This is a genomic window from Sphingomonas oligoaromativorans (assembly GCF_011762195.1).
GTDB classification, from domain to species: Bacteria; Pseudomonadota; Alphaproteobacteria; order Sphingomonadales; family Sphingomonadaceae; genus Solisphingomonas; species Solisphingomonas oligoaromativorans.
Map to the genome: position 1 here is coordinate 16,400 of NZ_JAASQK010000016.1, position 11,946 is coordinate 28,345.

General features: G+C 67.5%; 8 protein-coding genes. 4 read left to right on the plus strand and 4 right to left on the minus strand.

Translation table 11 applies throughout. From position 1 onward, the window contains the following. Positions 1-90 precede the first annotated feature (90 nt). The 3 genes from FHS98_RS18050 (at position 91) to FHS98_RS18060 (ending at position 3,728) form a co-directional block, all read left to right on the plus strand. Positions 91-1,650 (plus strand): alpha-N-arabinofuranosidase, encoded by a 1,560-nt coding sequence (locus FHS98_RS18050; protein WP_167108671.1) that lies wholly within the window; start codon positions 91-93, stop codon positions 1,648-1,650. A gap of 102 nt (positions 1,651-1,752) precedes the next feature. Next, positions 1,753-2,721, plus strand: a complete 969-nt coding sequence (locus tag FHS98_RS18055; protein WP_167108674.1) for an SDR family NAD(P)-dependent oxidoreductase — start codon at positions 1,753-1,755, stop codon at positions 2,719-2,721. 299 nt (positions 2,722-3,020) lie between these two features. Continuing rightward, positions 3,021-3,728: a FadR/GntR family transcriptional regulator gene (locus FHS98_RS18060; protein WP_167108695.1), complete on the plus strand. Its 708-nt coding sequence runs from the start codon at positions 3,021-3,023 to the stop codon at positions 3,726-3,728. Between the two features lie 4 nt (positions 3,729-3,732). Here FHS98_RS18060 and FHS98_RS18065 read toward each other — a convergent pair whose 3' ends face one another. Continuing rightward, positions 3,733-5,532 (minus strand): IlvD/Edd family dehydratase, encoded by a 1,800-nt coding sequence (locus tag FHS98_RS18065; RefSeq protein ID WP_167108677.1) that lies wholly within the window; start codon positions 5,530-5,532, stop codon positions 3,733-3,735. A gap of 128 nt (positions 5,533-5,660) precedes the next feature. Here FHS98_RS18065 and FHS98_RS18070 point away from each other — a divergent pair, with 128 nt between their 5' ends. After that, complete coding sequence (locus FHS98_RS18070; protein WP_167108680.1) at positions 5,661-6,956, plus strand: sugar MFS transporter; 1,296 nt, start codon at positions 5,661-5,663, stop codon at positions 6,954-6,956. 119 nt (positions 6,957-7,075) lie between these two features. Here FHS98_RS18070 and FHS98_RS18075 read toward each other — a convergent pair whose 3' ends face one another. From FHS98_RS18075 to FHS98_RS18085, 3 genes are all read right to left on the minus strand, one after another. Next, a complete protein-coding gene (locus FHS98_RS18075; RefSeq protein ID WP_425057365.1) occupies positions 7,076-9,964 on the minus strand; it encodes a TonB-dependent receptor in 2,889 nt (962 codons plus the stop codon). A 240-nt stretch (positions 9,965-10,204) separates the two neighbouring features. After that, positions 10,205-11,770: a carboxylesterase/lipase family protein gene (locus FHS98_RS18080; RefSeq protein ID WP_167108683.1), complete on the minus strand. Its 1,566-nt coding sequence runs from the start codon at positions 11,768-11,770 to the stop codon at positions 10,205-10,207. A 26-nt stretch (positions 11,771-11,796) separates the two neighbouring features. Then, a partial coding sequence (locus FHS98_RS18085; RefSeq protein WP_167108686.1) for an SDR family oxidoreductase occupies positions 11,797-11,946 on the minus strand: 150 nt, incomplete at its 5' end.

An 11,946-nucleotide genomic window follows, 5' to 3' on the forward strand; every position in this document is an offset into this window, starting at 1 on the left:
TCAGACAATAGCGCCGAGCGGCGTCTTTCGGATATTGACAGGACCACTCCCTTCCGCAACTTGTCTGACAAAATTGCAGGGAGAGATGGAATGATCGGGCGTATCCGTCGAATCATGCTGGCGACGGCAGCCGTGGCGCTAGCGGCCGAGGCCGTCCCCGTCGCCGCGCAGGAGACGGCGACCATGACGGTCCACGTCGATCAGCCCGGCGCGCAGGTCAACCGGCAGATATTCAGCCAGTTCGCCGAGCATCTCGGCCATGGCATCTATGGCGGGCTGTGGGTCGGCCCCAACTCGAAGATTCCGAACGTCCGTGGCTTCCGCACCGATGTGGTGACGGCGCTGAAGGCGCTCGACGTGCCCGTGGTACGTTGGCCAGGTGGCTGCTTCGCCGACGAATATCACTGGCGCGACGGGATCGGCGCGCGCGCCAAACGGCCGGTGAAGGTCAACACCCATTGGGGCGGCGTCACGGAGCCCAATACGGTCGGCACGCACGAATATATGGATCTCGTCGGCCAGATCGGCGCCGAGCCTTATATCTCGGGCAATGTCGGCGACGCGCCGCCGCACGAAATGGCCGAATGGGTGGAATATATGACCTCCCCCACCGGCTCGACGCTCGCCAGGGAACGCGCCGCAAACGGTCATCCGGCCCCGTGGAAAGTCCCCTATTTCGGCATCGGCAACGAGCTTTGGGGCTGCGGCGGCAACATGCGCCCCGAATATGCCGCCGACCTCACCCGCCGTTATGCGACCTTCATCAAGGCGCCCGCCGGCGAGAAGATCCTGAAGTTCGCCAGCGGCGCCGACAGCGGCGATTATAACTGGACCGAAGTGATGATGCGGGAGGCCGGCAAGCAGATCGACGGCCTGACGCTGCATTATTACACCGTCCCCGGCGACTGGCAGCACAAGGGCTCCGCCACCCAGTTCGACGAAGCGGAATGGGCCAAGACCATGGCTAAGACGCTTAAGATGGAGGAACTGGTCAGCAAGCACGCCGCGATCATGGACAAATATGATCCGGCCAAGCGCGTCTGGCTCGTCGTCGACGAGTGGGGCACCTGGTATGATGTCGAGCCCGGCACCAACCCCGGCTTCCTCTATCAGCAGAACTCGCTGCGCGACGCGGTGGTGGCGGCGGTGAACCTCAACATCTTCACCAGGCACGCCGATCGCGTGAAGATGACCGCCATCGCCCAGATGGTGAACGTGCTCCAGTCGATGATCCTCACCGACGGGCCGAAGATGGTCCGCACGCCCACCTATCATGTCTTCGCCATGTACAAGCCGTGGCACGACGCGACGAGCCTGCCGATCGATATCCAGTCGCCCCGGTACAGCAAGGACGAGTGGACGATGCCGGCGGTCAGCGCCTCCGCGGTGCGGGACAAGGCGGGCAAGATCCATGTCGCGCTCGCCAATCTCGATCCCAACCACGAGGTGACCATCTCGGCCAGGCTCGCGGGGGCGGCGATCGCGGGCGTCTCCGGCCATATCCTGACCGCGCCGGCGATGAACGCGATCAACAGCTTCGACCAGCCCGACCGCGTGACGCCCCAGCCCTTCACCGGCGCCAGCGCGTCGGGCGACGTGCTGAACGTGACGCTGCCCTCCAAATCCGTGGTCGTTCTCGACCTGCGATAAGGCGGCCCCTCCGTCATCCGCACCGCACCGCCGCAAGAGGCCTTGCGGCGGTGCATCGGCGCACCGACATGGCCGCCGAACACGGATCATGGAGCGATCAACATGGCAGGCTCATTCAACGCGGCGTCGACGACCGATCAGGTGCTCGACGGCGTCGATCTTCGCGGCAAGCGCATCCTCGTCACCGGCGCCTCGGCCGGGCTCGGCGTCGAGACGGCGCGGGCGCTGGCGGCGCATGGCGCGCAGGTGGTCGGCGCGGTGCGCGATCTCGCCAAGGGGGAAGCCGCCACCGCGCAGGTGCGCGCCGACGCGGCGAACGGCGGCGGGCTGGAGCTGATCCAGCTCGATCTCGCCTCGCTCGCGAGCGTGCGCGCCGCCGCCGACAGGCTGGTGGCGGACGGGCGCCCCTTCGACGTGGTGATCGCCAATGCCGGCGTGATGGCGACGCCCTTCGGCCAGACCAGCGACGGCTTCGAGACGCAGTTCGGCACCAACCACCTCGGGCATTTCGTGTTCGTGAACCGCATCGCCTCGCTGATCGCGCCGGGCGGCCGGCTGGTGACCCTCTCCTCGGCCGGGCATCGCTATGCCGATGTCGATCTCGACGATCCGGGCTTCGAGCGGACCGACTATGATCCGATGCTCGCTTATGGCCGCTCCAAGACCGCCAATATCCTGTTCGCCGTCGAGTTCGACCGGCGCCACCGGGCACGCGGCATCCGCGCCACCGCCGTGCATCCCGGCGCCATCCACACCGAACTGGCGCGCCACATGTCGCCGGAGATGATCGGAGCGCTGATCGACAGCCTCAACGCCCAGCTCGCGGAAGCGGGCGAGGCGCCCTTCGAGTTCAAGACCGTGCCGCAGGGCGCCGCGACCTCCGTCTGGGCCGGGGTGGTGGCGTCGGGCGACGACGTCGGCGGGCGCTATTGCGAGAATTGCCATGTCTCGCCCGTGTCGGAGGGGCTCATCACCCCGGCGAGCGAAGGCGTGCGCTCCTATGCGCTCGATGCCGAGCGGGCCGGGGCGCTCTGGGCGCTGAGCGAACGGATGGTCGGCGAACGATTCTGACGCGACGCGTTCATGGACATTCCCATCTCGATCGCATAATATTTGTCTGAGTTATAACATGAAGCGGAAAGGAGTGGCATGATCGAAATCGAAACCGCGCCTTTCCGCCATCCGCCGCGCAATCCGATCGCGATCGCGCCGATTGCGACCACGGATGCCTCGCCAATCCGGGTGGAAATGCTCTAAGCGGTGGACATGGCCTCCGTCTCGACAAGCTCCCGCCCCGCCCGCATAACGCACACCATCATTTCGCAGGGACAACGGGCGTGACGCGTACAGCCAAGCCACAGTTCGGGCCGATGGCCGGGCCGTCCGGGTCCAGACGGATTCACGGATCGATCGCGCATGACCTCGGCGTCGCGATCGTCACCGGCCAGTATCGGCCGGGTGACGTGCTGTCGGGCGAGATCGAATTCTCCGAGCAATTGCAGGTCTCGCGCACGGCCTATCGCGAGGCGGTACGCATCCTCGCCGCCAAGGGGCTGGTCGAGAGCCGGCCCAAGACGGGCACGCGGGTCACCGAGCGACGGCGCTGGAACCTGCTCGATCCCGACGTGCTCGCCTGGACCTTCGAGGCCGAGCCCAGCCAGGACTTCATCCGCGACCTGTTCGAGCTGCGCATGATCGTCGAGCCGGCCGCCGCCGAACTCTCCGCGCGCCGCCGCGACGGGCAGGATCTCGCGCGCATGGGCCATGCGCTGGAAGAGATGGCGCGCCATGGCCTCAACGATGAGGCGGGCCGCGCCGCCGATCGCCTCTTCCACCAGAGCATCCTCGAATCGACGCGCAACGCGCCGCTGATGTCGCTCTCCAGCTCGATCGAGGCGGCGGTCGGCTGGACCACGGTGTTCAAGCAGCGCAAGCGCAAGCTGCCGCGCGATCCCGTGCCCGATCACCGCCGCCTGTTCGACGCGATCGCCAATGCCGATCCCGAGGCCGCCCGCCAGGCGATGACGGAACTCGTCCGCCTCGCGCTGGAGGATACCGAACTCTCTCTCGACGACTGACCCATCAGTGGTTGTCGCGCGGCAGGCCTCGCGTCTGCGCGATGCGCTGATATTTCTCCGATCCTTCGAGGATGGCGCCGGTGTCCATCTGGCCGATGACGGCGCGCTGCATCTCCTGCCAGGGGGTCTGCGAGGCCGGATAGGGATAGCCGCCCGCCTCGGCTAGCGCGCGGCGGCGCCCGGCCAGCTCCTCGTCGGGGATCAGGATGTCGGCGGTGCCGCGCCCGAGGTCGATCCGCACCCGATCGCCCGTGCGGATCAGCGCGAGGCCGCCCATCGCGGCGGCTTCCGGCGAGGCGTTGAGGATCGAGGGCGATCCGCTCGTGCCCGACTGGCGGCCGTCGCCGATGCAGGGCAGCGCATGGACGCCCTCGCGGATCAGATAGGCCGGCGGGCGCATGTTCACCACCTCGGCCGCGCCCGGATAGCCGATCGGCCCGGCGCCGCGCATGAACATCAGCGTCTGCGGCGTGATGCCGAGCGCCGGATCGTCGATGCGGTGGTGATAATCCTCCGGCCCGTCGAACACGATCGCCGGCCCTTCGAACGCTTCCGGGTCGTCGGGATTGGAGAGATAGCGCTGGCGGAACTCGGGCGAGATCACGCTGGTCTTCATGATCGCCGCGTCGAACAGATTGCCGCGCAGCACGATGAAGCCCGCATCCTCGACCAGCGGCCGGGCGAAGGGGCGGATCACCTTCTCGTCCTCGATCGCCACGCCCCGGCAATTCTCGCCGATCGTCCTGCCGTTGGCGGTGATCGCGCCCTCGTGGATCAAGCCCTGCTCCATGAGCTGGTTGACCACGGCGGGCACGCCGCCGGCGCGATAATAATCCTCGCCGAGATATTCGCCCGCCGGCTGGAGGTTCACCAGCAGCGGCACCTTGTGGCCCTGCGCCTGCCAGTCGTCGATCGGCAGGTCCACGCCGATATGGCGCGCGATGGCGGCGAGATGGATCGGCGCGTTGGTCGATCCGCCGATGGCCGAGTTCACCACGATCGCATTGTGGAACGCCTCGCGCGTCAGGATGTCGGAGGGCTTCAGATCCTCGCGCACCATGTCGACGATGCGCAGGCCGGTGCGATAGGAAATCTCCTGCCGATCGCGATAGGGCGCGGGGATCGCCGCCGAGCCGGGAAGCTGCATCCCCAGCGCCTCGGCGAGGCTGTTCATCGTCGTCGCCGTGCCCATCGTGTTGCAATAGCCCGTCGACGGCGCCGAGGAGGCCACCAGCCGGATGAAGCCGGCATGGTCGATCTCGCCCGCCGCCAGCATCTCGCGCGCCTTCCAGACGATGGTGCCGGAGCCGGTGCGCTCGCCCTTGTGCCAGCCGTTGAGCATCGGGCCGACCGACAGCGCGATGGCCGGGATGTTCACCGTCGCCGCCGCCATCAGGCAGGCGGGTGTCGTCTTGTCGCAGCCGACGGTGAGCACCACGCCGTCCAGCGGATAACCGTAGAGCAGCTCGACCAGCGCGAGATAGGCGAGGTTGCGATCCAGCCCGGCGGTCGGCCGCTTGCCCGTCTCCTGGATCGGATGGACCGGAAACTCGATGGCGATGCCGCCCGCCTCGCGGATGCCTTCGCGCACGCGCTCGGCCAGCACGAGATGATGCCGGTTGCAGGGGCTGAGGTCCGAACCGGTCTGGGCGATGCCGATGATCGGCTTGCCCGATTGCAGTTCCTCAAGGCTCAGGCCGAAATTGAGGTATCGCTCCAGATAGAGCGCGGTCATATCGATATTGTCGGGATTGTCGAACCACGCGCGCGAGCGGAGCGGGCGGGCGGTGGCGGGATCGGACATGGGTGGGCGCGCTTCCTGATCTGCGAAAGCCCCATCCTGTTGACGGGGCAACGCCCTCCTTATACTCAGACAAAAATAAGAACAACAAGCCCGCACCCACACGAACGGACGCAAGGAGAGAAATTCCCATGGCCGGACCGGTCACGACCAGCACCCGCCTCGCCGCACAGGGCCACGAACCGGGGGCGTCCTATCGGCCGGCGCTGACGTTGCTCGCCAGCCTGTTCTTCATGTGGGGCTTCATCACGGTCATCAACAACACGCTGCTGCCGCATCTGAAGAGCGTGTTCGAGCTGAGCTACCGGCAGACGACCCTGCTCGAGTCGGTGTGGTTCATCGCCTATTTCTTCGCCTCCATCCCGTCGGCCAAGCTGATCGAGCGGATCGGCTATCGGCGCTCGATGGTGACGGGCCTCGTCATCATGGCGGCGGGTGCGCTGCTGATGATCCCGGCGGCGCGCATCCCCTCCTATGGCGTGGTAATGGTGGCGCTGTTCGTCATCGCCAGCGGCATCACGCTGCTCCAGGTCGCGGCCAACCCCTATGTCGCGGTGATCGGGCCGGCGGAGTCGGCACCGGCGCGGCTCAATCTGGTGCAGGCGTTCAACTCGATGGGGACGACGCTCGCGCCGCTGTTCGGCGGCTATCTGATCCTCGGGCGCAGCGTGTCGGGCACGCAGCTCGGCGGCGCGACGCTCACCCAGGCGCAGCGGCTGGCCGACGCGCAGTCGGTGCAGCTCCCCTATCTGCTGGTCGCGGCGACGCTGGCCGTTCTGGCGGTCATCATCGCGCGCTATCCGCTGCCCGCCATGGGCGCCGCCAGCCGCGCCGCCGCCGAGGAGCGGCGCCACCATTCGCTCTGGCGGCATCGCAACCTCGTGCTCGGCGTGCCGGCGATCTTCATCTATCTGATCGCGGAGATCGGCGTCTCCAATCTCTTCATCAGCTTCGTGTCGCAGCCCGATATCGGCAATCTCAGCCATGAGCAGGCCTCGCATTACCTGTTCCTGCTGTGGGGCGGGATGATGGTGGGCCGCTTCGTCGGCAGCTCGGTGATGCGCTCGGTCGCCGCCGAGCATGTGCTGGCCTTCGCCAGCGCCGCCGCCTGCGCGGTGATGCTGGTCGCCACCTTCGCGCATGGCCCGGTGGCGATGTGGGCGCTGATCTCTGTGGGGCTGTTCCACTCGATCATGTTCCCGACCATCTTCACGCTCGGCATCCGCGGCCTCGGCCCGCTCACCGAGGAAGGCTCCGGCCTGCTCGTCATGGCGATCGCGGGCGGCGCGCTGGTGGTGGTGCAGGGATGGCTCGCCGATCGCTACGGCCTCCAGTGGAGCTTCCTGCTCACCGCCGCCTGCGAGCTCTACACCCTCTTCTACGCGCTCTGGGGATGCCGCACGACCGGCACCGACACCGCCCGCTAAGCCCTTTCAGACCGGCTCTCTCCTGGCCGGGCCTTCCCTCGCGGAGGCCCGGCTTTTTTTTGGCCCATAAAAAAGGGCGCGCCCCGAAGGACGCGCCCCAGTCGCCAGATGGATGACGGTTACATCTTGAAGCGCGCACCAAAGATGAAGGTGCGGCCGAAGTGGTTATATTCGTAGTTCCGATCCGCATCGATGTCGGTGTAGCGGCCGCGATAATCGTCGGTGAGGTTGGTGCCCTCCACCGACAGCTCCAGAGACGGCGTGAGCTTGTAGCGAACCGAGGCGTCGACATTGATGCTCGATTCATAGCCCTCGAACACATTGCCCGTGCCCGAGCCCGCGTCGACATAGGGGCTGCGATAGCTCACCGAACCGCGCGCGCTGAACTTCTTGTCCTCATAATAGAGCGTCGCGTTGAACGTCCGCTTGGAGAGGCCGTAGAGCGTCGTCGTCCGCGTCTCGCTGACAAGGCCGCCGCCCGGCGTCACCGCCGGCCCGCTCTGCGTGTAACGCGCGTTGGACTGGATGAAGGTGGCGTTCACGATGCCGCCGAAATTGTGCAGGAAGCCCGGCAGGAAGCGGAACGGCGCCTGCAACGCCACCTCGATGCCCTTGAGCGACGCGCCCGTGCCGTTGGTGACGGTCGATATCTGCCAGATCTGCCCTTCCGGGTTGGAGGCGGCCGGCGAACTCGGCGTGATGACCGACAGCGGCAGGCCGGTCGACGCGAACGTCCCGTTGGTCGTCACCGAGACGGGGAAGCTGCTCACATCCTTCTTGAACAGCGCCACCGAGAAGATCGACTGCGGCGCGAAATACCATTCGGCCGAGAGATCGTAAGCCACCGCGCGGAACGGCTCCAGCCGCGGATTGCCGAAGCTGATCTTGTAGTTGAAGCCGTCGACCGAGCCGCCCGGCGTCAGGTTGCCCAGCGTCGGCCGCGTCATCACCTTGGACACCGCCGCGCGCACGATGATGTTGCGCGTCGGGAACAGCGCGACGTTCATCGCCGGCAGCCAGTCGTCATAGGTGCGGCCGATCGTCACCGCCTGACCGTTGGAGAGGCCGGTCGAATGCTGGTTGGTGTGGACGAAGCGCGTGCCCGCGTTCGCCGCATAGCGCAGGCCGAACAGCTCGCCCTTCACGTCGAACTGGAGATAGCCACCGGTTACCTCCTCGACGACGCTGCGGGTATTGCCGGCGTCCACCGCCAGCGCGCGGCCATAGAGGCCGGTATATTTGGCCGCCGCGTCGATATCGGGAACCAGCCAGTCCGTAGTCGTGCCCGCCGGCTGTCCGGCATTGCCGAGATGGAAGGCGTCGGTCAGCCCCGTCGCCGGGAAGCCATAGACCGCGTTCGGCCCGAACACCGTCGAAGGCGAGCAACTGATCGTGCCCAGCACCACGTCCGGCGTCGGCGTCTTGACGGTGGGGCAGACCACCGCGTCACGGGTATAGCCCACCGTGTCGAACTCGAACCGGCGATAGACGCCGCCGACCTTCACCTGAAAGCCGTCCGTCACGTCCCATTCGGTGCGGAGCTGCCCGGTGCGGAACTTGTTGAGCGTATCCGACGGGCGATCGCGAATCTCGGCGAGCTGGAAATTGGCCGGATCGGTGACGCTGGTGCCGAAGCTCAGCACCGGATGATGCATGTCGGTGTAATCGTACTGATAGCCCTGCGCGTCGCGGTCATCGAGCACGAAGGTCGTCTCGACCGGGATCTTCGCGTCGGAGCGGGAGAAGCCGCCGAGCGCCGTGAAGCGGAAACGATCCGTCACGTCCTGATCCCAGGTCGCGCCGACCTGATAGAAGCTGGTCTTGGACTTGCGCAGATAATGCTCGGTGCGCACCCACGCATCGTTGAGCGTGGCCGAGATCATGTTGCCATTGTCGTCGTAGGTCGGGTTCACGACATCGATCGAGCGCTCGTTGCTGCGCAGCAGGACTTCGCCCCATTTCTCCTCGCGCGTCTCCTTGAAACGCGAATAGAGCGCGTCGACGGAGATCTTCGTCCGGTCGCTCGGCGCCCACTGGACGCTGCCGGTGAGGCCCAGCCGCTCGCGATCATGCCGCACCTCGCCATAGCGCGGGATGCGCGGATGGAAGGACAGCGAGGCCTGATCGCACGCCGCGCTCGGAATATAGGTGCCGCCGGTGTTGGGCGTGGTGAAGCAGGGCGTGCCGTCGACGGAATCGAAGCGCGCCTGCGCCCAGCGCACGCTGTTGTTGCCCAGCTCCAGATTGTTGGTCTTGGAATAGGCCGCCGAGACCGCCACGCCCAACGTCCCGTCCGGCGACTTCCAGGAGGCCAGCCCGGCCAGGCGCGGCCCCCAGTTGCTGCTCAGATCGTTGTAGCTGCCCTGCGCCGAGCCGACGATCGTGAAGCCATATTTGCCCGCGAGCGGATTGCCGGTGTTGAGATCGACCACCGCGCCCAGCGAGCCCTCGTCGAGCGAGGCCTCCGCCGTCTTGTGGACGACGATCGAGCTGAACAGCTCGGAGGCGAAGACGTTGAAATCGAACGCGCGGTCGCGGTTGGCCGAGGCGCCGTCGGTCGAGGTGGCCACCGTCTCCAGCCCGTTGACGCGCACGCGGGTGAACTGCGCGCCGAGGCCGCGCACGGTGATCGCACGCCCCTCGCCCGCGTCGCGCTGGATGGCGATGCCGGGAATGCGCTGGAGCGATTCCGCGAGATTCTGGTCCGGGAATTTGGCGATATCCTCGGCCACGATCGCGTCGACGGCGGACACCGACTGCTTCTTGACGCTCAGCGCCGCGTCGAGCGACTGGCGGAAGCCGGTGACGACGATCTCGGCGGCGGCGGGCGTCGAGTCGGTGGACGCGCCCGGCGCTTCGGCCTGCGCCGGCGCGATCGTTGCCGGCGCCGTCTGCGCATGGCCGGCCGCCGGGATGCCGATCCCCAGCGTCAGCACGAGCGCGCCCGTGGAAATTCCGTTGAAACGTCGCGCGATGCGCCGCGCGGCGGCGCCTTCCGAATGCCTCATCATCCCACTCCCCTTCGCCCCGTTCGGGCCAATGATACCGGTTGCATCGCCAGGGGGATGAACCCCGTAACGGCACCTGAATCTCCTGTCGGGAGAGTGGACCGCCCTACGCGACCCGGCTTTCCATTCCCCCTCGGCGGTCGCTCTTGCGATCCTGCCCACCGATTCCCGTCTTGCCTTGGTAACCGGTGTCACGAACATGTGGCCAACCGGCATCCGTGTCAATATGCCCCTGAGAGGTCAGCTTCCCGGTTGGATATAGGGCACGCGCGCGAACAGCTCGCGCTGCCAGCGGCGCGGATCGTCCTCCACGCGCGAGCGGGCGTCGAAGAGCATCGTCGCGCGGCGGGCGAGGCCGTAGGTCGGCCATCGCTCCAGCCCCGGATGGTTGGGATCGCCCGCGTGCGCGAAGGCGACGAAGCTCTCCTGCATCGCGGCCGAGGCGGCGCGCGCGTCGGCGGCGGTGCCGGTCTGCGATCCGGGCGCATCGAGCGTGCCGAACACCAGCGGGATGTCCATGGTGTGGAATGCCCCCCGGCGCGGATCGGTGCGCGAGGCGAAGTCCACCTGATAGACCCAGCTCGGCGCGCCGGCCCGCGCACGCGCCTCCGCCTCGATCACCTGCCCGCGCCAGCTTCGCCCGGCCGTCACCGCGCCGTAAAACACGTCGAGCGGCGACCAGTCCGGGAAGTGCGCGCGATATTGCGCCACCACCCATTCGGGCAGGATGTCGACCTTCAGCTCCGGTGCCACCCGCGCGGCGAGATTGTCCCAGTTCAGCCCCCGCACGCGCGGGGAATCGAGCCCGATGAAGGCCCGCGCCTCGTCATGCGTGTTGCCGAGCATCATCGGCAGCGCGTTGGATTGCCGCGGCGCGTCCGGCCAGAAAGGGTGGCGCGTCAGCCAGCGCATATCGAGCACCGGGCCGAAATAGAGGCCGCCGCCGAGGATCGGGTCGGTCGTGTCCAGCGCCTCCACCAGCCGCCCGACGGGCATGGTGAGCAGCGGTGCAAGATCGGCTTCTCCCACCCCGAGCTTGCCCAGATAGGCGCGCGCCCGCTCGGTCGCATGGAGCGGGCCGGAGGCGGTCACCTGCTGCCCGCTCATCGTCGCGGCGCGGTGGAAGAGGCCCTCGGCGGCGGGCATCGCCATCATCGTCGCGATCTTGGCGCCGCCGCCCGACTGGCCGAAGACCATCACCCGCGAGGGATCGCCCCCGAACGCCGCGATATTGTCCCGCACCCAGCGCAGCGCCAGCACAAGGTCGAGCTGGCCGAGATTGCCGCTGTCGGCAAAGCTCGGATCTAGACGCGCGAGATAGAGATAGCCGAACGCGTTGAGCCGGTGGTTGACCGTCACCACCACCACGTCGCCGCGCGCGGCGAGCGCCTGCCCGTCGTTGAGCGGATCGGTGACGCTGCCGTTCGAATAGGCGCCGCCATGGATGTAGAGCATCACCGGCTTGCGCGCAGACGGGTGCGGGTCGGCCGTCCAGACGTTGAGGAAGAGGCAGTCCTCGGCCTGCGTCGGATAGCGCGTGTCACGCTGCGGGCAGACGGGGCCGAAGGCGCGCGCGGCGATGGTCTGCCCGGTGCGCGGCTCGGGACGCGGCGCGTGGAAACGCTCGGCGCGGCCATAACGGATGCCGCGAAAGGCGGTGACGCCCCCCTGCGCCGTGCCCACGAAACGCCCCGCCGGCGCATCGACGAGCGGCGCCCGCCCCGCGCCCCGCGCTCCGGTCGTCAGCCATGCCGCCGCGCCCGCCCCAAGCACGCCGCGCCTGCTCCAGCCCCCTGCCTCGGACATGCCCCTCTCCTGCTATGTGCTCCGTTTTACCTTGCGAGCCATCCACCATCGACGGCGAGGATATGTCCGTGGACATATCGGGCGGCGTCGGAGGCGAGGAAGACGGCGGCGCCGCCGAGGTCTTCGGGGCGGCCCCAGTCGCCCGCCGGGATGCGCTCGCGGATCGCCCTGTCGCG

Bases quoted from the DNA above. Each gene is read 5' to 3' on its own strand.
- FHS98_RS18050 (WP_167108671.1), top strand. From the start codon at position 91: ATGATCGGGCGTATCCGTCGAATCATGCTGGCGACGGCAGCCGTGGCG.
- FHS98_RS18055 (WP_167108674.1), top strand. From the start codon at position 1,753: ATGGCAGGCTCATTCAACGCGGCGTCGACGACCGATCAGGTGCTCGAC.
- FHS98_RS18060 (WP_167108695.1), top strand. From the start codon at position 3,021: ATGGCCGGGCCGTCCGGGTCCAGACGGATTCACGGATCGATCGCGCAT.
- FHS98_RS18065 (WP_167108677.1), bottom strand. From the start codon at position 5,532: ATGTCCGATCCCGCCACCGCCCGCCCGCTCCGCTCGCGCGCGTGGTTC.
- FHS98_RS18070 (WP_167108680.1), top strand. From the start codon at position 5,661: ATGGCCGGACCGGTCACGACCAGCACCCGCCTCGCCGCACAGGGCCAC.
- FHS98_RS18075 (WP_425057365.1), bottom strand. From the start codon at position 9,964: ATGAGGCATTCGGAAGGCGCCGCCGCGCGGCGCATCGCGCGACGTTTC.
- FHS98_RS18080 (WP_167108683.1), bottom strand. From the start codon at position 11,770: ATGTCCGAGGCAGGGGGCTGGAGCAGGCGCGGCGTGCTTGGGGCGGGC.